We start from the raw sequence: 23,120 nt of genomic DNA, 5'->3' as shown, positions 1-23,120 counted from the left end.
GTTGATGCGGTGAGACCCGATGGCTCGGCACCCTGCTGGTAGGTCGGTGTGGGTGGCGGAAGGGGCTGGCAGTGGTCTTGGATCCGCATCGCTGGTTGGATCTTCGGCGCTTTCGTAGTCTGTTGGAGTCCGGGGCGATGAGCCTGTCGGAGATCGCCAGGGAGACCGGGCTGGACCGGAAGACGGTCCGCAAGTACCTCTCGGCCCCCGGCCCGGCGACGCCTCCGCGCCGGTCGCCGAGCGGGCGGTCCCGGGCGAGAGTGATCGACGAGTTCGCGCCGCTGGTCGACTCGATGCTCCGCGCGGAAATCCTGACGAAGGCCGCGGTCATCCACGAGCGGCTGGCCCACGAGTACGGGTTCACCGGGAACTACCAGCGCGTCAAACTCTACGTTCAGACGGCACGGCCCCGGATCGCTGAGGAACTCGGCACCACCCCGAACCGTGGTCTCCGCGGGCAGGACCCGCTTGGGCAGCAGCGGATCGGGACGAACTCCGACCTGTTCCAGCACGTGCGCCGGGGCGTCGGCGATCCACTCGCCGACGGCCAGCAGCGAGGTCGCTCCGGCCAGCACGGCGCACGCGGTGAGCGCGAGCACGACGGCCAGCCGGTGGCGCACTCCGCGCGGATCGCGCGGGTCCGGCACCTCGGCCAGCCGATCCAGCAGGCCCGGGACTTCAGCATGCAGCACCTCGGGACGTTCGCGGAGCTGGTCAAGGGCAGGCAGGATCGGCGATGATGCGTCGGCCGGCACGGTCTTCCAGTCGGATCGCGGGGCGTCGAGAACTCCATGATCTTGGAGGCCGTGCCTCTCTTCTTCCCTGGCGTCGCTGAGCTGGCAGACCGTCACGAACCGGACGTCACTGGACTACGCCGAAGCCCTGGCCCGCTATGCAGCGGCCTGGACGAGGTTGTGCAGGTGGACGATGCCGACCATTGCGTGGTGGACGCCGTCGCCCTTGAGGCGGCAGTCGCGCAGGATCTTCCAGGTTTCAGGGGGCGCCGAGCGCGTTCGCGTACATCGTGCGGGCCGCGTCCGCAGTGTCGCGGGCCCGCACGGCGGCGATGGCTCGGGCGATCGAGGGCAGCACCGCGAGCTCGCTGGCGGCTGGCAGGCTCTCGGGGGCCTGCCGACTCTCGACGGCGAGACCCAGCTCCACCGCCACGAGGTCCAGGATGGCGTTCGCATCCACAAGGTGGGCCGCCGCGGCGGCCCACTCGCGGGCCTCCCGGTGCCGGTACTCGCACCGGTCGCCGCACTCATCGCCCGTCACCTGGACGACCCGGACACGCCCACCCGCGAAGCCGCCACCGCCGTCCACGGCCACCTGCGACATCCCGGACGCGCTCCCCAGCCAGTAGCCGACCGAGCGGTCCGAGGTCGGCCTGTCCATGATCACCTGGGCAACCTCCATGAAGGACGAGAAGAACCAAGGCGTCGAGCGCGCCGACCGCTGGGGCATCTGCATCGGCGAATGGGCCCACCTTCTTCGGCCTCGGCCTCGCCCTCGCCAACTACGAAGCCCTCCCCCGCGACTGAACCCCGCCGCCAGCCCCGGCCCGCCCGACCACAGCAGCACTGGTCGGATCCTTGCCTAAGCCGACCCGGCCGCCTTCCGAGCGGGGCCGTACGCCGGCCACCTCCGCAGGCTCCTGAAAGGCTCAGCCGGCAGGGGACGTCGTCGGGCTCGTCCTCGGGACGGGCCCGACGGTGATCACGGTGACGCAGTCCGTACCACCGTCGAGCATGGAGAGCAGTACCTGGCCGGGCGGGCAGCTGGTCGGGTGCGGCCGGACGTAACTGATCGTGGGCCGGGGCCCCGGGTCCATGGCCGGCGGCGGAGTCGTGGACGGCTTTGCGGCCGCTGCCTTGGGCACCGGCGGGTGGGACGTAGCCCGCCCGCCTTGCGGCCGGGTCGGTGACCCGCCGGGCTCGAGTGAAGGGCTGAGTGAAGGGCTCGCAGCAGAGCTAGGGGCCAGGCTCGGCGTCGGACTTGCGCTGGGAGACAGGCTCGCAGTGGGCATAGGGCTGGCACTGGGCGTAGGGCTGGCCGGCAGCAACGCGGGCGCGGCAGCCGGAGCATGCCCACGCTGAAGTGCAAACCCGCCGACACCCGCCAGAACCAGGCAACCCGCCCCGATCGCCAGGCCGATCGGGAGCCTGCGCCGCAACGGCGATCGCACCGACTGCCAATCGTCACTGCTCTCCGACACCGGCGGCCCCCGTTCGATCCACTGTCTCAACCACGCGGATCCTAACGAACCCACCACTCACACGCCCAAGGCGGGGGCCGGACTGGGAACAACCCAAACGAACCCCACCGAACCGAACACCTACCCACACAGCCCGGCACGGCCTCCCGAGCAGTCTGGCAACCACCCACCACCGCACGCCACGGTGCGCGGGTCTGGACCGCCTACCTCGAAGCCCAGCGGCGGTGAAGTCCCGGCAGAACCGGTCAGGGGCGGGCGGCGCGAATAGGTCCGGACCGCGGTGCGCACACTGTCGGCCAAGCCATGGGACGCTACGTCAGGACGGACCTGCCCGCTGACCAGGACGAGGCGAACAAGCTGAACAGGGTTCTAGACTTGCACTTCAGCCTTGCCTGCCCCCGACCGCCCGCACCTCTCCGCGCGACCTGAGCCCGCTGGTCCTCCCGGGCCCCTGGCTTCTATGTGCCGCAGCGCTTCGCGATCGACTGGTTTCGGGTCGGAGCGCAGGAACAGACCTGGGAGGGCGACCCCACACAGCTCACCAGCTACCTGAGCTACCGCCAGCTGGCCGGGCGCCGAACCTTCAGGAGAACTGGCTGACAACCTGGGCCAACGAGACCTATCAGATGCGATTCCGCCTCAAGCTGTGCAGGTGGTCCCTTCGTCGACACGTTCGGAGTGGGCGCAGGACGCAGAGGTCGCGCGCAAGGAACTCGATCTCAGCACAGCGACGATGTCGGAGCTGCTGTCGGGGCGGTAGTGTCCGTCAAACGGCTGCTGCGACTTCAACAATCCATTGTCGGATTCGTGCGAGTTGGGTGTGCTCGTCGGTGAGGAGGTCGCTGTGCTGGACGGTGACGGTCCGGGACGGCGGGGCATCCCTCGCAATGGCGTTGGTGAACAGCTCCCAAGCGGACTCCTCAGCGAGCGGAGTGCCAGCGTGGTGGAAGCGGAAGTGGTTGCGTCGCATGGAGTCGGCGGTGGCCGCCTGGTCCCTGGTGATGTTGAGGAATAGGGCGCGGTGGCCGGTGGCGGCATCGAGCTGCGGAATACGCAGGGAGTTGAACGGCGACTTGGTGAGGAAAGTGCTGCGGTCGAAGTGGCGGCAGTGTGCCTGCATGTTCGCGGCCAGCAGCGGGACGTCCGTTGTTCGCGCCGGGGTGAGGTTGTAGGTGTGGCCCCCGAGGTGCTCGTAGGTGGGTATGGCCCGCGCGTAGAGGTCTTCGGCTTCGTAGGGCATGACCAGGCCGGGGATGAGGCGGGTGTTCTTGTTATCCACGGTGAGGATCTGCTTGCCCATGGTTTCGAAGGATCGGCGGGCCGGGTGGGTCAGGTTGCGGACGGGCCAGGCCCAGCACGATGCAATCGTGAAGTAGGCGTACTGGCCCGTGTGGGCCAGGCAGTTGTACATGTGGCTGGTGCCGGAGCGCGGTGCGCCGACGATGAACACGGTGAGCTGGGGACTGTGTTCGGGCATAGGCCTGGGAGCGTGCGGGGTTCGGGCGTCGAGCTCCTGCTGCATGTCGAGGCCTTCGTTCGCCGCGACTTGCGGGTCGAAGGCCAGAAGCTCTCCGGTGCTGCGGATCTGGTCGAGCGTCGCCTCCAGGAACGCCATGGTCACCGGGGCGGGCCGGGCGCCTTGCGCGTACCGCTCCTCCAAGGTCTCGGCCAGTACGTAGTGGCGGACGTCGCTGGTGAACCGGTAGGCGCGGGTCCGGTAGAGGGCGATCGTCGCGCCGTCGGGATGGGGTGTGGACAACTGCTCGGTGAAGCTGTCGGCGTTCATGGTGTCCTCTCGATGGGGCGCAGGGTGTGCCAGCTGTGGCTGTAGCCGTTGCGGCCCAGGTAGGGGCTGGTGAGGATGTGGTGGATCTCCATCCAGTCGGCCAGGCGAGCCGGGTTGCACGGGTACTGGGCCGTCTGGTTGTAGGCGGCCAATGCCTCCGTGGTGAGTCCTGGGGGCAGGGGTCCGTGGGTCATCGCCGTGGTGACGAGGAGCTTGGCGAGGTCGTATCCGAAGGGGGCGGGCGTCAGATCGTCGAAGTCGAGGGCGGTGATCGTGGTCGGGGTGATCAGGAAGTTCCGCGGGTTGGAGTCCTTGTAGAAGGCGGCGGGTTCGTCGGCCGCCGATTCGATGACGTGTACCGCCTGGTCGGTGGTGAAGGCTGGGCCGGGCACCGAGCGGGAGGCCATGACCTGCCGGACACGCGCGGTGCGGCTGCTGGTGAAGGCGGCAGTCGTTCCGATGCCGGGGAGGTCGAAGTCGTGATCGAGGTGGGCCGCGTGCAGGGCAGCCCGGTGGGCGGCCGTGTGCGTCTGCCCCAGAAGGCGGGCGACGGCCGGTAGGTCGCGGGGTAGGGCGTGCCGGCCGGTCAGGTGCTGAAACTCCAGCGCCTGCGGGTGGTGGGCGATCAGGTGTGGCACCGGCATCCCGAGGCCGTCGAGCCATGTGTGGTGCGCGACGGCCCTGGAGGCCGCTGCCGCTGTGCGGTAGGGCTTGGTGAATCTCACGGTCATCGCCCGGCGGGGGTGGTGGCGGTGAGGTAGCTGACTACGGAGCTGGTCTCCACGGGAGCATCCGGGAGGTGCTGCCTCAGGCGGCCGGCCAGAGCGTCGGGGTTGCCCGCGAGCCCGGGTGGAAGCTGGTACTTCGGTGACGTGGCCAGGTACGCGGCGGCGTGCGTCAGGTCGCGGAAGCGGAAGCGGTGCACTTCGTGAATGACCTCGTGAACGTCGAGGATGCCGTCAGCCGTGGATTGCAGGTTGCCGCTGTGGAACGCCCCGTACAGGCCCGGCCGCGCCTGGGCGTCCGGGTCGAGTCCTGAGGTGGCGATCAGCCGGTCCAGCGATGCGTAGCTGTCGGCGGACTTGGTGGCCAGGATCACGGTGGCGCCGGGGGCGAGACATCGGGTGATCTCCCGCAGGACTTGCTGGGGCGTGGGTGAGTGGTAGAGGCAGAACGCCGCGACCGCCAGGGCGGCCCGGCCGGTGGGCAGCGGCAGGTGGTGGAAGTCGGCGCGGATCGTGTGCAGGCGGCGGCCTGAGTGCTGGAGGCGGGCCCGGGTTGCGGCGAGCAGCGATGCCGACGCGTCGACCGCGCAGAGCCGAGCCTCCGGCAGGGCCTGTGCCAGGGCCAGGGTGGATGCGCCGCGCCCGCATCCGATGTCCAGGACCAGTCCCGGTCCGGGGCGTGCCCGGACGGCGTGGTCGGCGATCACTTGTGGGGCAGGACGTCCCGCGATTTTGGCGGAGATCAGTGCCCCGGTGCGGTCGGCGAGCCGCTGCTGATCCTGGTAGAGGCTGCCGTTGATGATCTTCCGGTCGAGGAAGGGGGAGGTGTCAGCCACGGGCCGGGCCCCCTGCGGGGCAGGCCTTCGTCAGGTCGTGTGTGCGGCTTTCAGCCGGTCGAGCAGGTGGCGTGCCTGCCGCCTGCTGGTCACCGTGTGCACGGTCGCCTGCGAGGCGTGCTCGCGGATCAGGTCCCGCACCCGCGGGGCCATCGACTTGCGGTAGCCCCAGACGTACCGGATGAAGTTCCAGGTGATCCGGTCGTACACGCCCGTGCTGTCGTTCTGCCCACCGCCGTGCCGGAGTCGGCGCTGAGCGATTCCCCAGAGGCACACCGCGGGCGGGATGTCGAGGAAGATCACCTTGTCGGCGGCGCGCAGCCGGATGGGCAGAGTGCCGGCGTAGTTCCCCTCGATCACCCAGGAGGGGGCGGCGACCAGCTCCTCCTGGACGGCGGCGAACTTCTCCTTGTCCAGGGTGTTCCACGCGTCGTCGTAGTACACGGCGTCCAGGTGCGTCACCGGGGCGCCGAAGTGTTCGCCGAGCTGCTTGGACAGGTATGTCTTGCCGCTGCCGCCGCAGCCGATGAGGGCGATTCGCATGGGAAGAGAGGCTACCGATCGCGGGTGGTGTGCTGGGTGAGGTTTCCATTGTCCGCCCCCTGGTGTTGGTCGAAAACGTGCTGGATCGTGTCGAGCTGGCGGGACAGCCGGAAGGGATCCAGCCTGCGGATACAGCGGTCGAGCAGCTGGGCCCGGCGGTCGGATCCCATGGTCGCGAGAGCCCGGGTGATGTCGGCCACGTGAGCGCCGTCGTCGGCGTGCAGTTCGCCGGGGACCACCCTTGCGGCGCCCCGGTAGTGCGCGGGGGTGATCGGTGCGCAGCCGGCGAGGACGGCTTCGAAGATCCGCTGGGTGTAGTGGCCGCTGGTGACGTACCGGTCCGGTGCCAGGAGCACTGTGGCGTGGGCATGGGCGTGCAGGAGGACCCCCTGTTGGAAGGGGAGGCGGCCGATGAAGTTGACGTGCGGCCACCGCCGGGTGTCGGTCCATTTGCCGGCGACGGCGTGATCGTGCTGGTGGGCGGCGGGCGCGAAGAACGTTCCGAAGGCGCCGTCGCGGCCGTACTGATTGCCGACGTACACCAGCGGGATGTTGCGCCGCCGGCGGGCGAGCCCTTCGGGGTCCGCCTCGTCCAGGGCCTGGTCGGCGACGGGGAACAGCAGGCTGGTGGCGCCGTGGCGGGGGTGCAGTGCAGGTTCGCACACGGTGACGTTCGGGCTGCGGCGCAGCGGGTCGGCGGGGGCCAGGTGCTGGTCCTTGTCCCAGAGCAGCGTAGGCACGCCTTGGCGGTGCGTGTAGTGGTCCAGTAGCTGCTGTTGGCGGTGGAGGTCGCAGGTGTGGCCTGGGGCGCTGCAGGGGGTGTCGTTGCGTCCGGGGATGGGCCAGCGCCATTCCAGGAAGAGGGCGTCCACTGTGGGCAGGGCGCTGTTCCATGTGTACGGGCCGGTGACGGGGGTGCCCGCTTCGATGGTGTCGCGGTCGGGCTGGAGGAGGACCAGTTGGTGTCCGAGGCTGATCAGGCCGTCGATCAGGGTTCTGCGGTGGCTGCGGCCGCCGTCGGGGGTGTCGGTGACTCCGTCGCCGAGGAAGCCCCAGCAGCTGTATCCGATCTTCATGTCTCGGTTACCCACCAGTCTTCGAGGAGCAGGGCGTCGATGCCGGATTCGGCCAGGCAGTCGAGGGCATGGTCGGGGGTGCCGCAGATCGGCTTGCCCTTGATGTTGAGGCTGGTGTTGATGAGCACGGGTACGCCGGTGATCTCCTGGAAGGCGCGGAGCACGGCGTCGAGGAACGGGTTCTGCTCGGGGGTGAGGATCTGGACGCGGGCGAGGCCGTTGTTGTGGACGATCGCGGGGATCTGCTGACGGGCCAGAGTGGTGACGCCGCTGGCGAACGACATGTAGGGGGCTGCCTGGCCGAGGGTGAAGTAGTCGCCGGCGCTGCTCTCGCGGACGACGGGCGCGAACGGGCGGAACGGTTCACGGAACTTCACCTGGGTGTTCAGCCGGTGCACGACGTCCGGGCGCAGTGGGGAGGCCAGGATCGACCGGTTGCCGAGGGCGCGGGGGCCGGCTTCGAGTGGGCCGCGGAACACTCCGACGATCTGTCCCTCTGCCAGGCGGGCGGCCAGGTGGTGGGCGGGCTTCGCCGGGCGGTGGGCTCGCATGCCGGGACGGGGGGTCGCCCTCAGGTCCAGCCCGTCGTATGAGGGGCCGAGGTAGCACTGTCCTTCGACGCCGGCAACGGGGGCAGGGGTGCGGCTCTGGGCGACGCTGAGGGCGGCGCCGGCGGCGGTTCCGCAGTCGCCGGGGGCCGGGGGTACGAACACTTCGTCGTAGCCGGCGCGCTCGACGATCTTTCCGGTGCTGACGCAGTTCAGGGCGACTCCGCCGCCCAGGCACAGGGCTCGTTCCCCGGTGCGGTGCTGGGCCTGTACCGCGAGGTGGATCATGACCTGTTCGGTGCGTTCCTGGAGGGCGGCGGCCAGGTCGCAGTGCACCTGCGCGAGGGCCTCGCCCGGCCGGCGGGGCGGGCAGGTGGCGGCAATGAAGGAGTCGGTCAGGCGCGGGTAACGGCTGGAGATCACCCGCAGGGGGAACAGGGCGTGGTTGAGGACGAACGCTTCACCGGTCAGGGGGATCGCCTGAGTGAACAGGTCGCGGAAGCGGCCAGGGTCACCGAGCGCGGCGAGCGCCATCACGGTGCCTTCCTCGTCGCCGCGCCGCCACCCCAGGTGTTCGGTGACGGCCCCGTACGCGTAGCCGAGGGATGCCGGGTCGGGGAGGGACCAGCGGCCGACCAGGGCGAGGCCCTGCCGGGTGCGGCGGGCCGCGCAGATCGACGTGGTCGTGGTCTCTCCGAGGCCGTCGACCACCAGCACCGCCGCGCTGTCGAACGGCGAGGCTGCGAACGCGTACAGTCCGTGGGCGCGGTGGTGCTCGACGCCGTGCAGGCGGGCCTGGGGGAAGTGCCGCCCGAACTGCCGCAGCCGATTCGACGCGCGGCGGTGCACGAGTGCGAAGCTTCGGGCCCGGGGCCATACCCGCCCGGCGGTGCCCGGACGCAGGTGCCGCACCGGCAGCGCGCCCGTAAGGTAGCGCACGGGTGCGAAGTTGTACGCGACGTCCGTGATGTCGCTCGCGCGCATTCCGGCGGTGTCGAGGAGCCAGTCGATGGACTGCTGCGGGTAGGCCTTCGTGTGCTTGATCCCGTTGAGGCGTTCTTCCTCGACGAGGCCCACCAGGCGGCCGTCGACGATGAGGGCGGCCGCCGAGTCATGCGTGCCCGAGCACAGTCCCACTACTGCCGGCCCCGTCATGCGAACACCCCGTCCAGCTTGGCGTACCAGCCCAGCAGTGCCGGAGCGAGCACTCCCCCGGTCCCGTCGACCATGCGGCGGGCGTCGGTGCGGTCACCGCCCTTCCAGATGCGGTAGCTGCGCATCACGTGTGCGAACTCGCCCCAAGGGCCGCTCTGCGTCTGCCCGCTGGTGATGCGTTCCAGCATCGGGTCGAAGTCCTCCCAGGGCACGGTCAGCGGGTCCATGACTTGGCTGGGTTCCGGATCGCTCGGCAGGGCACGGGCGGTGGGGGCATCGCTGTCGTAGAGGTGGAGGGAGTCCACGTGGTGGTGGTAGCTGCCGAGCTCCGCGTCGATCCAGTGGGCCATCAGCTCGTGCAGCACCGTGGCGGTGAACAGGTCGTAGCAGAAGCCCAGCCACAGGTCCTGGCTGCGCATGGTGGTGTGCATCTCCAGGCGGCCGTCGCGCAGGTAGAAGCGGTAGCCAAGGGTGCAGGGCACGTCGCTGTGGTGGGGGATGTCGCGGTCCGGGTCGTACAGCTGGATCAGGGCCCGCCGGGAATCGGGATCGGCCAGGAGGGTGCGGCGGACATGGTCGAGCTGGTCGTGGCCGGGGCGCCAGGCCCGCATGCGCGGGCCGTAGGCGCCACGCAGGATGCCGCCGTCGGCGTACTGGGCCATGCGCTGGTTGTAGGTGTAGATCCATGCTCCGTCGGAGCCGGACAGGATCCAGGTGGCTTCGGCGGCGGCGAACGCCGCGTTCAGGACCCGCACTGGGGGAAGGCTGATCAGGCGGCGGCGAGGGTTGGTGAGAGTCAGGTGCGCGCCGATGACCTCGGTGGTGGACATGCCGCGCGGTTTCACTGTGCGCCCCTGTTCCAGGACCTGCGCGCAGGCGGCGGTGAACAGCTCGTTCGCAGAGCCGGCCGTTGCGTGGATCATGCGGTTCTCCCGATGGCAGGGGTGTCGTGGGTAGTGCGGGTCCACTCCCACTGGCGGGTGATGCCCTCCGTCAGGTCCACGCGCGGGCGGTAGCCGAGCATGTCCTCGGCGAGGCGGGAATCGGCCTCGGTTGCTTCCGGATCTCCGGAGTGGGCGGTGGCGGCAACGAGGGGGACGGCTGTGCCGGTGACGTGCTCGACGGTGTCGAGCACGGTCTTCATCGTGACGCTGACGGGGCCTGCGACGTTTACCACTTGCCCGGCGTTCGGAGTCAATGCGGCCTGCACGATGGCCTCCACCACGTCGTCCACGAAGGTGAAGTTCCGGCGCTGCTGGCCGTCTCCGTATAGGCGCATGGGCTGTCCGGTGTGAACGGCGTGCAGCATCCTGGAGATCGCCATGTCCATACGCTGGCGGGGCCCGTAGACCGTGAAGAAGCGCAACGCCACGGTGCTCGTCGTACCTGCTGCTCGGGCTGCGTAGGCCAGCGCGAGCTGTTCCGCGGCCAGCTTCGACACCCCGTACGGGGAGAGGGGTCGGACCTGCCCGTCTTCTTTGGACGGGACAGCGGCCGTTCCGTACACGCTGGAGGACGAGGCGACGACCAGGCGGGGCACGCTGGCTCGTTCGCATTCCTGGATCAAGTGGTGCGTGGCGCAGATGTTGTCGCTCATGTAGCTGCGGAAGTTCTTGTCCCACGAGGCGCGCACTCCCGTAGCTGCCGCGAGGTGGAAGACAACCTCCACGTCGAGAACGTCCCGCACGCGGGGGTCGGTGACATCGGCGTGGATGAACTGGAACAGCGGGTTGCTCGTCGCGTCGTGGAGGTTGCGGCGGGCAACGGGATCGTCGGTCGGCGAGCGTCGGTCGACACCCGCCACGCTCCATCCCTTCGCCAGGAGTTCGTCTACTAGGTGCGATCCGATGAAGCCAGACGCTCCGGTGATCAGCGCCGTCTTCCTACCCCCGGGTTCTGCCGGGTCTGTGCTCTGCATGTGATGTCCTCCTTCGTGGAGTGATTGCAGTTGTTCACACCAGTCAGCCCTGTTGATTGGCTCTTGCGGTCGTCCCCCTGTCGGCCGGGCGGAAGCTGAAGGGTGCGCAGGCGGCTCGCACCACGGGCTAGCGCGCCGCCGGGTGCCCGGGATGTCCACTGACCGGAGCGGGAAGGACGGACACAGTCGTCTCCGTTCGTTCGGGTCGCGCCAGAGTCTCTCGGTCCCTGCGAGCCAGGTCTTCGTCGTAGCGGTCCTGCTCGGCGCGGAGCTCCGCCTGCCGCGCGGATGCCAGCCCAGTCCCGGGTGCGTTCCGGGTGCACGCGGGAGCAGGAGCAGCGGGCGTCGGCCGGGAACCGGGGGTCCGCACTGGGCAGCGGGACGTGCTGGTCGTAGCACGGGACGTGCTGGTCGTAGCAGAGGTCGTGGAAGCCGCCCTGGCACAGCGCGGACCGCGCCGCTCTCACCGTGGGGCGTCCCTGCCGCTCTCGCAGGGTGGAAGTATGGGCGGCGGCGAGTACGTCAGCAGCCTGGTGCGAACCGGGGCCCCGGCCGGCGCCTCCTCCGGGCGCACCTTGTCCGGCAGCGCTGCGAAGTGGGCGTCGAGGGCGTCGTTCAGGTCGGTGGTGGAGGTGAGGTCGCCGCTGCCGTCCGGCAGGTACGACCACAGGAGACTGCTCGGGCCGTCGTAGGTGCCGGGGAAGGGGCAGGAGAGGGCCAGGGCGTCCGCCTTCGTGCTGACGGTGCTGTGCGGCAACGTCCAGCGCTCCGCGCTACCCGGCGACACCAGGACGCCCATGCGCTGCTCTCGGACGCTGCGCAGCACGGGGCCGACGGAGCGTCCGTTGACCCGCAGGATCTGCAGGGCGGCCGCGGCCCAGCCCTCGTAGAGGTAGAGAACGTCGAAGCGCTCGCCAATCGGGACCGGCAGCAGCCCTGTTCGCTCCCGCAGCCAGCGTTCGGCGTCCGCCGGCTGGGCGGTGGCGGCCAGCCACCGGGCGCCGGGGAGGGTCGCGCAGGCCCGGTGGTCAGTGAACATCGGCGGCCGCCCGTCGGGCGGTCGCGAAGAAGGCGGCGGCCGCGCCAGCGTTCGGCCGCGCCTCCGTAATGGGCTCGGGCTCGGGCCGGTCCGCCTCCTCGTGGTAGCGGCGTAGCAGGCAGTCCACGATCTCGTGCATGTCCGGGAGGTGGCCGGAGCCGTCGGGCTGCGCGGCCCAGCGGCTGGGCCAGCGCATGTCGCTGGCGCGGCCGGGCGGCGGGCAGTCCAGGGATCCGTCCTTGATCAGCCGGCCCGCCCCGTCGGACTGCCAGGTGAGCGGCGTCGGGGCCACGAGGAAGTCCATCACGGCGTACGGGCGCGTCCATAGGACGGGCCTGGCGGCCGGCGCCTGCTGCTCCAGCTGCTGCAGGGCGAGTATGCCCAGCGTCGAGGTGGTGCGCACGACGTGGAAGTTGCCCAGCGGGATCGGGGCCAGTTTCCCTGCGTGCCAGGTGTCGAGGACGTCCCGGGGGTCGGGGTGGAGGTTGGCCAGCCAGCGCAGGCCGGGGACGTTGGCCGGGGGAAGGAGGGTGTCCGTGAGCACGGCGGTTCTCTTTCGGGTCAGGCCGCTCGGCGCCGACGCAGGGGACGGGGGGCGGTCCAGGAGAGGAGGGCGGAGGCGCGGCGGCGGCCGCGTGGGGCTCGGCGCGCGGAGGGAACGGGGACCTTCGCCCAGAAGCGGCGTCCGTGCGGGCGCTCTTCCACTCCTGAGTCGGTGGTGAGGATCGCGAGGATCGGGGGGAGCTGGACGGCGCTGGGGCGGGCGTCAGGACGTGGCGGGGGAAAGGCGGTGCTGCCCGTCATGACCTCGACGGCCAGCGCCCCGCGGCCGGCGGACAGCCTGACGGAGACCGTCTGGCCTCCGCGCCCGTGGAGGAGGGCGGCGGCGAACAGGTTGCTCACCACGACCTGGACGTCGTGTTCGGCCTCGGGACCTATCCCCCACCCGCGCAGGTGTTCCGGGAGCCGGGCCCGCAGGCCGGCCACGTGGGATGCCTGCGCGACGACGAGCAGAGTCACGTGCGGCACAACTCGTACATCCCTACCGTCCGGCACGGGCTTCGATCCAGGCCGCCAGGTCGCCGACCAGCCGCGGCGAGGCGCGCCCCAGAGCGACCAGGTCCACACCTCCCGGGCCCGGATAGGCGTCCGGGACGACGGACTCCAGCGGCAGCCCGATGGCCGCCAGCACGCGAGTGAGCTGCTCGGCAGCCTCCCGAGCCGAGCTGCCACCGATCTCCACCCCCGGCAGGGCCCGGTCACCGATCCAGGCCGCCAACGCGAGCACCCGCTCCGCCGGGGCCCGACCCAGCGACACCAGCCGGAACGGACCGGCCTGGGCATGCCGGTCCGCCTCCACCGTCGGCAACTGCAGACCAATCACCTTGAGCACGACGTTCAACCTGTCCGCGGCCTGCTGCGCCGTCGGAGACCCGCCGAGAACCCGGGCCATCACGCCACCTCGCCCGTGTCCGGCTGGCGGCCGACGAGGTCGCCGTCGGCGAAGATCCCGCCCGAGTCCCGCAGGAAGTGAACGAAGGTGCGGTTCGTCAGCGCCCACTCCTCAAGAGCGGTGTAGGCGGCCCCGTCCACCGCGACGTGCATGCGGTCGGCCACGACGATGCCCTCGATCTGGCGTCGGCTCACCAGGGTCCGGGCCTTGGTCCGCCGCAGGGGAAGCGACAGCATCGCGTCGCCACCCGTCAGGTCGTAGAACTCCCGCGACAACGCCCTGCTCTTCTGCGCGGCGGCGAATCGGCGGCTCGCCGGTAGGGTTTCCGGCCACTCGCGGCCAGGCGAGAGCCTATAGGTCGCCGCGATCGGGTGCTTGCCGTCCACGGTGATACCGGGCAGGCGGGTCCGACGCTGGTCGAACGCCTCGGGCAGCTCGACCGTGATCGTCGTGTTCGCGACGGTGGTGGTCACCTGGTCTCCGCTCCGGATTGGGCACCCTGCTGGGTGCCGTGCGGCTTGGCCGGCCGCCCCGGGTCGGGGGGAATCCTGTCTCACCCGGGGCGGCCTGGAGACCACAGTGCCGTCCCGGCGAGCGTCGCATCCGCAGCCGGGTTGCGGGCCCGCAACCCGGCTGCGGATCGGTCTAGACCTGTGGCGTGAGCGGAATGCCGAGTAGGGCTTCCATCTGCGCGATCGTGTCTGCCGGGTCTTTCGCCAGGATCGTGGCGATGCCGAGTTCTTCGGCGGGCGGAAGGTTGCGGGCGGTGTCGTCCACGAAGACGCATGCCTCGCCCGGCAGTTCCATGAGGTCCAGCATGATCTCGTAGATCTCGGGGTCGGGCTTGCGCATCCTGTATTGCTCGGAGATCAGCACGGTGTCGTAGAGCAGCTCGAAGTCGTAGCCGGCGTAGACGTCGTGCGGCTTGCTGCCGAGGCTGTTGGAGAAGATCCCAACCTTGATCCCAGCGGCGCGGGCGGCCTTGGCGGCGGCGATGACCGACGGCTCCGGGTGCAGGTCTTCCAGGACCCGGCCGAGCAGATTGGTGCAGTCGATGCCGAGCAGGGCGGCCGTGCGCTCGTTCCATTCGCTCTGGGTGATCGTTCCGCGCTCCAGGTTCGCATACAGTGCGACGCCCTCGGGGTGCTTGGCGATGACGGACAGGAACGTGCCCTCGGGCAGACCGGCCCTGCGGTCGAAGCCGACCGCGCAGGCCGGCACGCTGGTGGTCAGGACCCCACCGAAGTCGAGGATCAGGCCTGTGCGGCGGCTCATGCGGCACTCCCGGTGGTCTTGAGCAGGGTTCGGGTGTCGATCACGTGCTCGCCCAGGCTTCGTGTGCCCGCGGTCTTGTAGGTCCGCAGGCCACGATGCAGTTCGGCGACTCGGCGAAGGGTCTCGCGATGCTGGACCTGGGCGACCAGATCGAGGGCGGCGTGGCCGTCCTCGCACGCGGCCTCGACGTTGTTCGCCCCGGCATGTGCCTCGGCTCGGGAGATGTACGCGGTGCAGCGGTGCCGCATCATCTCGGGCGACAGTCGTTCGATCGCCCGATCCAGGGATGGCAGTGCCTCGGCGTGCCGCCCGAGCCGCACCAGGTCGCTGCCCTCGTAGGCATCGGCCTTGGACAGGTCGAACCAGGCGATGCCGCCCCACCGTTCGTCGTCCATCGGTCCTGACAGCAGGGCGCGGGCCTTCTCCATGGAGGACCGGAAACCGTGCTCGTCGCCGGTAGAGGAGTACATCTCGGAGGCGACCGCGTTCGTCCACGCCTGCATCCGTTCCGAGGCCCCGCGCTCGGCGGCGTCGACTGCGGCGAGCGCGTAGTCCAACCCGCCTTCGGGATCGCCGCCGTAGGAGGTGCGGAAGGCCCTACCGCCGAGGATCAGGGCGGCCAGTTCCGGGCTGCCGATCTCCTTCGCGATCTGGTAGCCGAGGTCCATGTAGGCGTCGGCCTGTTCCTGGTCGCCGAGGTCGAGCGAGAGCAGGACAGCGGCGAGCGCGGCCATCTCCGCCATATGCGCCAGCAGAGAGTTCCGCAGGTGGACGGGCTGGTCCTTCGGCCGCAGCGAGATGACCAGCTGCAGCTGGTCATGGGCCACCGGGACCAAACTGGAGGCTGGGAACGACTTGTAGGAGCGGCGGTAGCTGGCGCCGATCGAGCGGAGCTCGGCCACGGTGGCCTGGTCCACGTTGCCGCCGGACGGCCGACTGACCTTGGCCCGGGCGTCGGGTGACAGGCCCGCGATGGCGGCGGTCACGCCAGCCAGGGAGCCGAGTGTGAAGGTACGTCGAAGCACAGTTTCTGAGCTTTCCGTATCGGGCGACAAGGCGCGTGGCGAAGGCGAGGAAGACGTGTGTGATCTCAATGACTGTGCTACCACAGGCACCGTGCCATACCGCACGTCGAACGCCAGAATGTGATCGGCGGTCATTCCCAACACACTGGCGATTCGCTCCGCCATACTCAGGCTGTCCAGCGGGATGACTCCCCGAACCACCTGTCCTACCCACGACTCCGAGCGCCCTACCCGGGCGGCGAGTTCATGCTGTAATAAGCCCTTGCGTCGCCTCCCCGCTTCGATGCGCTGGCCGATGATCTTGTCGATCTCCGTCACTGAACACACCCCGAAGCCCGTGATCGCACCACTACAGACCGCAACCCTACTCGTCCGAACCGCTCTACAGCAGAGAAAGACCTCCTCCCAGCCGAGGGATGAAACAGGTGTGTCAACTTAACGGCGGATCTGCCCTGTTGGATGGTTACTTGATGTCGGTGGGCATACGGCATTCGAAGACGATGGCAAAGGCATTCAACGGGGCCTTCCAGCGCATGGTCCAGCGCTTTCGGCCGTTGCCGGTCGGGTCGAGGGACATCAGCGCCATGTAGACGCACTTGAGCGCGGCCTGCGGGTTCGGGAAGTGTCCCCGGGCCCGCACGGCCCTGCGGATACGCGCGTTGACGGACTCGATGGCGTTCGTCGAGCAGATGACCTTGCGGATTTCCACGTCGAAGGCCATGAAGGGCACGAACTCGGCCCAGGCGTCGGACCACAGCTTGATCACCGCTGGATACTTGGCGCCCCAGATCTCGCTGAACTCCAGGAACCGCTCGGTGGCCGCTGCCTCGCTCGGTGCGGTGTAGACCGGCCGCAGGGCCTTGGCCATCTTGTCCCAGTCCGCCCGCGACGCGTAGCGGAAGCTGTTGCGCAGGAGGTGAACGATGCACGTCTGAACAATCGTTCGAGGCCAGACCGCCTCCACGGCGTCGGGCAGGCCCTTGAGGCCGTCGCAGACCAGCATCAGGACGTCGTTCACGCCGCGGTTCTTCAACTCGGTGAACACCTGCAGCCAGTGCTTGGCGCCCTCGCCGCCGTCACCGGCCCAGATCCCCAGGATCTCCCGGGTCCCCTCGACGGTGACCGCCAAGGCGACGTAGACGGGCCGGTTGGCGACCTGGTCGTTGCGGACCTTCACGTTGATGGCGTCCACGAACACCACCAGGTAGATCGGGTCCAGCGGACGCAACTGCCATTCCGCCATGCCCTCCATCACCTGGTCGGTGATCGTGGAGATGGTCTGCTTGGACACGTTCGCCCCGTAGACCTCGGCCAGGTGGGCGGCGATCTCCCCGTGCGTCAGGCCCTTCGCCGACAACAACAGGACCATCTCGTCCACGCCGGTGAGCCGGCGCTGGCGCTTGCGCACGATCTGCGGCTCGAAGCTGTTCTCGACGTCATGGGGCACGGCTATCTCGACCGGGCCCACATCGGTGATCACGGTCTTGGCACGGGTGCCGTTGCGGCTGTTGCCACCGTCGCGCCCGGCCCGGTCGTGCTTCTCGTAGCCCAGGTGGTCGGTCATCTCGCCCTCGAGGGCGGACTCCAGCACCCGCTTCGTCAGCTGCTGCAGCAGCCCGCCCTCGCCGGTCAGCTGCAGGCCACCGGCACGAGCGCGGTCCACGAGCATCCCGATCAGCTGGTCGTCCACCGCCCCAACGGCAGAAACGTCCACGGTCTCAGTCGTCACGTCAGTCACTGGTGAATCCTCTTCCCCAGGCCAGCCATCCGGCTACCTGGAACAGTGGGTGATCCGCCGTTAATTGGACACTCCCGGACCCGACCGCCCGGGTCCGCCGCGGGCGCCACAGCTACGGAGTGATCCTCCCGCTGGAAACCGAGGAGGTCCACCAGGCCGTGGCCGCCGCGACCACCCCCCACCTCTCGGGTCATCATCCTGCTGGCCGCCGTCCACGCGGCCCAGTCGAAGACCATCGCCAGTCTTCGTCTGGACGACATCGACCTCGGCGAACACCGGCTCAGCCTCGGTGGACACGCTCGTCCCCTGGACGACCTCACGCAGCAGGCCATCATGGACTGGCTCGCCCACCGGCGCCAGCGATGGCCGAACACCGCCAACCCTCATCTGCTGGTCAACCGGCAGACGGCCCTGGGGACCGAGCCGGTCAGCAGACTCTGGCTCACCAACCCGGTCCGCCACCAGGTGGCCACGCTGGAACGACTTCGCGTCGACCGCCAGCTCGAAGAAGCCCTCACCCACGGCCCCGACCCCCTCCACCTGGCCGAAGTCTTCGGCATCGCCGAGATGACCGCGATCCGCTATGCCACCGCAGCCCGCCAGATCCTGGAGTCATCCGCCGAAGCCGGGCCCTCACATTCATCCCGAACTCACGGACCTACCACCGACCAGCACACCGACGGACCCGCGGGTTCCCGCTGAAAACCCCTCAATTTCTCTGAACTCACGGCGGAGGCACGGTCGCGTAGCGGTGCCGACGGCGCAGGGCGAAGTCGTCGACCCCGATCACCCGGGGCACGGACACCGCCGGCACGGCTGTGCGCCGCAACAGGCGAAGGGCCGTGGCATAGGAGACGGGCGCGGCCAGGAGCCGGGCGAGCCGGGCGCTGCCCCGGCCGCATAACTCCTTGATCACTGCGGCGAGCTGGCCAGTCAGGCGTGTGGTCCGGCGCTGGAGGCGTTCCAGCAGCCCCGGAATCTGTTCGCGGAAGGTCTGCCGCCGGCAGCCCGATACCGGGCACACCAGCCGCCGCACCCTCACCCGGACCACCACCCGGCGGCCGTCCAACGGCACGTCCGCCACCGTCCGCCAGTGGTACCCGTGCACCTTCGCGGTCGGCACCCCGCACACCGGGCACGACGCCGGGACATCCCGGGTCCGGGCCGTCACCCGGACCACCTCACCGCCATCCACCACATCCTCGACGACCAAGGCCGACAACCCGGAAAACACCACATTCACAAGAGAGTTGGACTCATCCACACCTCATGATCGCAGCCGGACACACACCGTCACCACCGACTACGGAACAGAGCCGTTCTTTTTACAGACCCGGGCCCTGGCGGTCGTCAACTCCGTCGCGTTCCGCTCCAGCGGCCGGAACCCTCGCCCTCCCGGCACGATCACCGAGATGGCCTCCCGCATCGGCGAACCCGTCCTCCTCGGCCTCGCCGCGCTCGCCGTCCGCAGCTGCGTCAAACGCCGACCTGCCCGGCCGGGGGCATGTCAGCGGGACCTGCCGGCGCTCGGGATCGAGAGGGCTCGGGAACCGGTTGCGGCGCGGGCGGCGGCCGCGGAAGCCGAAGCGCTCGCAGGCGGACGGTTCCAGGAGGTTTGGAAGCCCTCGCCGCGTTCGCGGGCATGAGAAGCACGCCCCCGTTCCCAATGGCAACCCCAACCCCGTGCGGGGAAAAGCTGGACTTACGGCGGCCGCGTGGGATAGAAAGCCCGCACGGCAAATTCGTGCACGTACCGCTACAGGCGGGCGCCTCCACCGGCTCCGGGTCCCACCGTCCCCGACCGAGGCACCCCCACCCGTCGTCCGAGAACGGACCGGCACGTCGTCGCGCCGGTCCCACCGTGCCGGTCACTCTGCCCGAACGACAGGCGAACCTCAACACCTCCGCACGCCGAGCCAGCACCACTCCGGGGTGAACCCATGACACTGACCGTCGACGACGTCCGCACCAAGCAATTCACGATCGTCCGGCTCCGCGAGGGCTACGCCGTGAAGGAGGTCAACGACTTCCTCGACCGCGTCGAAGCCGCACTGTCCCGCCTGACCCGGGAGAACGAAACCCTGCGGGCCGAACTGATCGCCCGGCAGTCGGCGCAGCGCAAGGTGCAGCCCCTGCGGGCGGTACCAGTGGACCCCGTGGCCGGCCCGCGGGCCGCCCCGGCTCCCCCGCTGTGGCCGCCCCGGCATGAGCCGGACGCCCGGGGTGCCGCCCGGCTGCTGGAACTGGCCCAGCGGGTCGCTGACGGGGTGACCGAGGCGGCGCGCCGGGAGGCCGAAGCCGTCGTCGGCGAGGCGCGCGGCCGCGCTGGGGGTATCGAGCGCGCCGCCCGTTCCAGGGCCGAGGCCCTGGAACGGGATGCCTGGGACCGGCACCGGTCGGCGATCGGCGCCCTAGAATCGGCCCGGTCCGCACTGCAGAGCAGGATCAACGCCCTGGACAGCTTCGAGCAGGAGTACCGCATCCGCTTGAAGTCCTACGTCGGCCTGCAGCTGATGCTGCTCGAAGCGCCGGTGAACGGCCCGTCTGTCGACTGACCGGCCGTCGTCCGGCCGGACACCGCGCGGCCCGATCGGCCGTCCCCCGTACCCCTGGAGATCCCTGCCCCGTTGAAGACGCCGCCGTCCCGGCCCGGGTCGGCGACTTCTTCCTCGACGAAGATCTCGACTGAGCCACCACCACTCCCGGCCACCACCAACGGGCGCGGGATCCCCCACGGGCAGGAGGCCGGAGCGCCCAGCCCGCTGCGGCTCGGCCGGCGACGCACGAAAGGGCCCTGCCACGATGAACAACCAGGCAAAGCACCGGCGGAACTCGGCTCTGGGACGTAAGCTGTGCGCGCTCGGCGCCGTCACGGCCGTCACCGTCGCCGGCCTGAGCTGGGCAATCCAGCCCTCCCCCGGCGGCCCTGCGGCATTCGGATCTCCCGCCGCTCCCAGCGCTTTCCAGGTCCGAGGGCCCGACCGGTTCCCGCCCGCCAGCTCCTCGTCCCCGTCCCTGCTCCTGTCCTCAGGTGCCGGCACCGGTACGTTCTCCGCACCGGCGTCCGGCCTCCGACCGCCGGCGGGCGCAGTCCCGTCCCCGAGCGTCCGAACCCCGCCCTCGACGCCCTCGGTCACCGTACCCCGACCGCGAACCTCCCCCACGCCTGCCGATCCGCAGCCGCCCGGACTTCCCGTCCCCGCCGGTGCCCCCACCGCACCGACCCCCGCACCGACCCCGAATACTCCAGCGACGAAGGGCCCAACGGCGACCGGTACGACGCTCCCTGGTATGGCCACCTCTGCCGCACCCCCGTCGCCACCAGCCGCTCCCAGCCAGCCCGCGTCCGTCCCGCCCGCTCCCACCTCGTCGCATCCCGCCCAGGAACAGTCCGGGACGCCGTCCGACACCCCGGCCGACGTCTTCTCAGCGACCCCGAGACCGGCCACAGCCCCGGTGCCGGCCCCCACACCCGTTCCGACGACGGCCGCACCGCCGACCGCCGACGTCGCCCCCGCCAGCAAGCCCTCACCGAGCCCTGCACCGACCACGAACCCGGCCCCCTCACCCTCCCGGATACCGACGCCGACGCCGACCGGCTCCCCGCCCCCGACCGCCGGCATCCCGACACCCCCCGCCCCGTCGAGTACACCCGCACCGGCCGGGCCGTCGAGCACGCCCGGCACGGCGGCGACGGCCCAGGCCACCCCCGCCCCCGCCTGCCCCTCCGAGCAGACGCGACCCGCCGCCGGAACGCCGGAACGCGACTGCGCCCCCACCGCAGGAGCGCTCCGGAAAGCCGGCCGGACGCACTGAGCGATACCGGTCCCCAGGACGGGCACCACCTCGAGGGCACGGTTTCCACAGCACATGCCGTAGACCCTTGACAGCGCCACCACCGAGACCGTCAACTCGCTGATCAGGGCGAAACGCGTCGAACGGCGCACCACCCGCCCGAGCACCGCAACGGCGTCCCCGCCGCCGTGCGACCTGCCAAAGGCTCATCACCAGCCGACCGCGGCTTCCCGCGAAGCGCGGTCCCGTCCGCGAAACGCTCCAGGCAGGCACCGGAGCACACAGCGACCCAACCACGGCCCCGGAGTTTTTCGAAGGGTCGAGATCAGCTGCCTGAGGAGGCGAGCGCATGGACCACCGAGCCTCCATCGCCGACGGATCCGACCCGAACCACCGAACCCGCAAGGGCGACCGGCGCTCGTACGTTCTCGACACCAGCGTGCTCCTGGCAGACCCTCTCGCCATGACGCGCTTCGAGGAGCACGAGGTCGTCCTGCCCGTCGTGGTGGTGACCGAGCTGGAGGCCAAGCGCCACCACCCCGAGCTGGGCTACTTCGCCCGCCAGGCGCTGCGTCTGCTCGACGACTACCGGATCCGGCACGGCCGCCTCGACGAGCCGATCCCGGTGGGCGAGCTGGGCGGCACGATCCGGGTGGAGCTCAACCACTCGGACACGTCGATACTGCCCGCCGGCTACCACATCGGCGGCGGCGAGGCGGACACCCGCATCCTCGCGGTCGCCCGCAACCTGCAGGCCGAGGGGTACGACGTCACGGTCGTCTCCAAGGACCTGCCGCTGCGGATCAAGGCCAGTTCGGTGGGCCTGCTGGCGGAGGAGTACCGTGCCGAGCTGGCGGTGACGTCCGGTTGGACCGGTATGTCCGAACTGCACGTCTCCGGTGACCAGGTGGACGCGCTGTTCGGTGCGGGCCACGACGCCACCGTCGAGGTGGAGGGTATCGAGGAGCTGCCCGTCCACACCGGACTGGTCCTCACCTCCGAGCGCGGCAAGGCCCTGGGCCGGGTCGCCGGCGACGGACGGGTGCGCCTGGTGCGCGGCGACCGGGAGGCCTTCGGGCTGCGCGGGCGCAGTGCCGAGCAGCGGGTCGCGCTGGACCTGCTGCTCGACCCGGAGGTCGGCATCGTCTCGATGGGCGGGCGGGCCGGCACCGGCAAGTCGGCGCTGGCGCTGTGCGCCGGGCTGGAGGCGGTGCTGGAGCGTCAGCAGCACCGCAAGGTGATGGTCTTCCGCCCGCTGTACGCGGTCGGCGGCCAGGAGCTGGGCTACCTGCCCGGATCCGAGTCGGAGAAGATGAGCCCCTGGGCGCGGGCAGTCTTCGACACCCTGTCCGCCATCGCCCCCCCGGACGTGATCGAGGAGGTGATCTCCCGGGGCATGCTGGAGGTGCTGCCGCTCACCCACATCCGTGGGCGCTCCCTGCACGACGCGTTCGTGATCGTCGACGAGGCCCAGTCGCTGGAGCGCAACGTCCTGCTCACCGTGCTGTCCCGGATCGGCCAGGGCTCGCGGGTCGTCCTCACCCACGACGTCGCGCAGCGCGACAACCTGAGAGTGGGCCGCTACGACGGCGTGGTCGCGGTGGTGGAGAAGCTGAAGGGCCATCCGCTGTTCGCCCACATCACCCTCACCCGCTCCGAGCGCTCCCCCATCGCCGCCCTGGTCACCGAGATGCTGGAGACCCCCGAAATCTGACCAGGCCCTGCCCGGACGGTCCAGGTGTCCGGTGCACTCCCGGATCGCATCGTCCGCAGTCCACCTTCCATCCAGGCACGGATGTGTACGCCAGATTTCAGCCCTACCGGAGGAGGTGAGAGCTGTGACGGTGAGCCGTGACGCCTACGCCCGCAGTACCGATTCCCCGCACGTTCCGGCAGTTCTCGAAGAGCGGATCGTCGAGCTCCAGACCAACCTGGCCGGCGTGACCGCCCAGAACGAACGGCTCGCCTCCACCCTTCGGGAGGCCCGCGACCA

Annotated in this window: 21 protein-coding genes and 4 pseudogenes; 5 read left to right on the top strand and 20 right to left on the bottom strand. The window is 70.1% G+C overall.

Annotated features, from left to right (window positions below):
* Nucleotides 1-71: 71 nt before the first annotated feature.
* Nucleotides 72-440, top strand: a pseudogene (locus ACFTWP_RS26625) (IS21 family transposase); the annotation flags it as partial.
* Nucleotides 441-503: 63 nt separating this feature from the next.
* On the opposite strand, the pseudogene ACFTWP_RS26620 reads toward ACFTWP_RS26625, so the two are convergent.
* From ACFTWP_RS26620 to ACFTWP_RS26530, 19 genes and pseudogenes are all read right to left on the bottom strand, one after another.
* A pseudogene (locus ACFTWP_RS26620) lies at nt 504-620 on the bottom strand (transposase family protein); the annotation flags it as partial.
* A gap of 270 nt (nt 621-890) precedes the next feature.
* A pseudogene (locus ACFTWP_RS26615) lies at nt 891-995 on the bottom strand (IS5/IS1182 family transposase); the annotation flags it as partial.
* Complete coding sequence (locus ACFTWP_RS26610) at nt 994-1,470, bottom strand: hypothetical protein (RefSeq protein WP_380267469.1); 477 nt, start codon at nt 1,468-1,470, stop codon at nt 994-996. The pseudogene ACFTWP_RS26615 and the gene ACFTWP_RS26610, both read right to left, overlap by 2 nt.
* 1,511 nt (nt 1,471-2,981) lie before the next feature.
* Nucleotides 2,982-4,001: a sulfotransferase gene (locus ACFTWP_RS26605; RefSeq protein WP_380267373.1), complete on the bottom strand. Its 1,020-nt coding sequence runs from the start codon at nt 3,999-4,001 to the stop codon at nt 2,982-2,984.
* Nucleotides 3,998-4,732 carry a phosphotransferase gene (locus ACFTWP_RS26600; RefSeq protein WP_380267372.1) on the bottom strand — a complete coding sequence of 245 codons (735 nt, stop codon included), beginning with the start codon at nt 4,730-4,732 and terminating at the stop codon, nt 3,998-4,000. Before ACFTWP_RS26600 ends, ACFTWP_RS26605 begins: the two co-directional genes overlap by 4 nt.
* Nucleotides 4,729-5,562, bottom strand: a complete 834-nt coding sequence (locus ACFTWP_RS26595; RefSeq protein WP_380267371.1) for a class I SAM-dependent methyltransferase — start codon at nt 5,560-5,562, stop codon at nt 4,729-4,731. Before ACFTWP_RS26595 ends, ACFTWP_RS26600 begins: the two co-directional genes overlap by 4 nt.
* Nucleotides 5,563-5,592: 30 nt before the next feature.
* Nucleotides 5,593-6,105, bottom strand: a complete 513-nt coding sequence (locus ACFTWP_RS26590) for a topology modulation protein (protein WP_380267370.1) — start codon at nt 6,103-6,105, stop codon at nt 5,593-5,595.
* Between the two features lie 11 nt (nt 6,106-6,116).
* A complete protein-coding gene (locus ACFTWP_RS26585) occupies nt 6,117-7,181 on the bottom strand; it encodes a hypothetical protein (RefSeq protein WP_380267369.1) in 1,065 nt (354 codons plus the stop codon).
* The gene (locus ACFTWP_RS26580; protein WP_380267367.1) at nt 7,178-8,884 is read right to left on the bottom strand and encodes a carbamoyltransferase; all 1,707 of its coding nucleotides are present in this window, start codon (nt 8,882-8,884) and stop codon (nt 7,178-7,180) included. Before ACFTWP_RS26580 ends, ACFTWP_RS26585 begins: the two co-directional genes overlap by 4 nt.
* Nucleotides 8,881-9,807, bottom strand: coding sequence for a thymidylate synthase (locus ACFTWP_RS26575; protein ID WP_380267366.1), 927 nt, complete (start codon nt 9,805-9,807; stop codon nt 8,881-8,883). Before ACFTWP_RS26575 ends, ACFTWP_RS26580 begins: the two co-directional genes overlap by 4 nt.
* Nucleotides 9,804-10,802 carry an NAD-dependent epimerase/dehydratase family protein gene (locus ACFTWP_RS26570; protein WP_380267364.1) on the bottom strand — a complete coding sequence of 333 codons (999 nt, stop codon included), beginning with the start codon at nt 10,800-10,802 and terminating at the stop codon, nt 9,804-9,806. The genes ACFTWP_RS26575 and ACFTWP_RS26570 overlap by 4 nt, the downstream gene beginning before the upstream one ends.
* Before the next feature lie 463 nt (nt 10,803-11,265).
* Nucleotides 11,266-11,841: a hypothetical protein gene (locus tag ACFTWP_RS26565; RefSeq protein WP_380267362.1), complete on the bottom strand. Its 576-nt coding sequence runs from the start codon at nt 11,839-11,841 to the stop codon at nt 11,266-11,268.
* Nucleotides 11,831-12,385 (bottom strand): hypothetical protein, encoded by a 555-nt coding sequence (locus ACFTWP_RS26560; protein WP_380267361.1) that lies wholly within the window; start codon nt 12,383-12,385, stop codon nt 11,831-11,833. Before ACFTWP_RS26560 ends, ACFTWP_RS26565 begins: the two co-directional genes overlap by 11 nt.
* A gap of 17 nt (nt 12,386-12,402) precedes the next feature.
* Complete coding sequence (locus tag ACFTWP_RS26555) at nt 12,403-12,870, bottom strand: ATP-binding protein (protein WP_380267359.1); 468 nt, start codon at nt 12,868-12,870, stop codon at nt 12,403-12,405.
* 13 nt (nt 12,871-12,883) lie between these two features.
* Entirely contained in the window at nt 12,884-13,234 is a 351-nt protein-coding gene (locus ACFTWP_RS26550; protein ID WP_380267357.1) for a hypothetical protein, read from the bottom strand.
* A 59-nt stretch (nt 13,235-13,293) separates the two neighbouring features.
* Nucleotides 13,294-13,767 (bottom strand): hypothetical protein, encoded by a 474-nt coding sequence (locus ACFTWP_RS26545; protein WP_380267468.1) that lies wholly within the window; start codon nt 13,765-13,767, stop codon nt 13,294-13,296.
* A gap of 172 nt (nt 13,768-13,939) precedes the next feature.
* Entirely contained in the window at nt 13,940-14,569 is a 630-nt protein-coding gene (locus tag ACFTWP_RS26540; protein WP_380267356.1) for an HAD-IA family hydrolase, read from the bottom strand.
* Nucleotides 14,566-15,912, bottom strand: a complete 1,347-nt coding sequence (locus ACFTWP_RS26535) for a helix-turn-helix domain-containing protein (RefSeq protein WP_380267355.1) — start codon at nt 15,910-15,912, stop codon at nt 14,566-14,568. The genes ACFTWP_RS26540 and ACFTWP_RS26535 overlap by 4 nt, the downstream gene beginning before the upstream one ends.
* A gap of 145 nt (nt 15,913-16,057) precedes the next feature.
* Complete coding sequence (locus ACFTWP_RS26530; protein ID WP_380267461.1) at nt 16,058-17,263, bottom strand: IS256 family transposase; 1,206 nt, start codon at nt 17,261-17,263, stop codon at nt 16,058-16,060.
* A gap of 402 nt (nt 17,264-17,665) precedes the next feature.
* Between ACFTWP_RS26530 and ACFTWP_RS26525 the strand changes: the two genes are divergently transcribed.
* Nucleotides 17,666-18,034, top strand: a complete 369-nt coding sequence (locus tag ACFTWP_RS26525; protein WP_380267353.1) for a hypothetical protein — start codon at nt 17,666-17,668, stop codon at nt 18,032-18,034.
* 34 nt (nt 18,035-18,068) lie between these two features.
* On the opposite strand, the pseudogene ACFTWP_RS26520 reads toward ACFTWP_RS26525, so the two are convergent.
* A pseudogene (locus ACFTWP_RS26520) lies at nt 18,069-18,566 on the bottom strand (transposase family protein); the annotation flags it as partial.
* Between the two features lie 706 nt (nt 18,567-19,272).
* On the opposite strand from ACFTWP_RS26520, the gene ACFTWP_RS26515 reads away from it, so the two are divergent.
* From ACFTWP_RS26515 to ACFTWP_RS26505, 3 genes are all read left to right on the top strand, one after another.
* Nucleotides 19,273-19,887, top strand: coding sequence for a DivIVA domain-containing protein (locus ACFTWP_RS26515; protein ID WP_380267352.1), 615 nt, complete (start codon nt 19,273-19,275; stop codon nt 19,885-19,887).
* A gap of 1,589 nt (nt 19,888-21,476) precedes the next feature.
* Nucleotides 21,477-22,841, top strand: a complete 1,365-nt coding sequence (locus tag ACFTWP_RS26510; protein ID WP_380267351.1) for a PhoH family protein — start codon at nt 21,477-21,479, stop codon at nt 22,839-22,841.
* 31 nt (nt 22,842-22,872) lie between these two features.
* Nucleotides 22,873-23,120 (top strand): hypothetical protein (locus ACFTWP_RS26505; protein WP_380267349.1); only part of this gene is annotated, 248 nt, incomplete at its 3' end.

The organism is Kitasatospora sp. NPDC057015 (genome assembly GCF_042673745.1).
Taxonomy (GTDB): domain Bacteria; phylum Actinomycetota; class Actinomycetes; order Streptomycetales; family Streptomycetaceae; genus Kitasatospora.
Note: the sequence above shows the minus strand (reverse complement) of the source record. Positions and strands in the feature narration are given on the sequence as shown.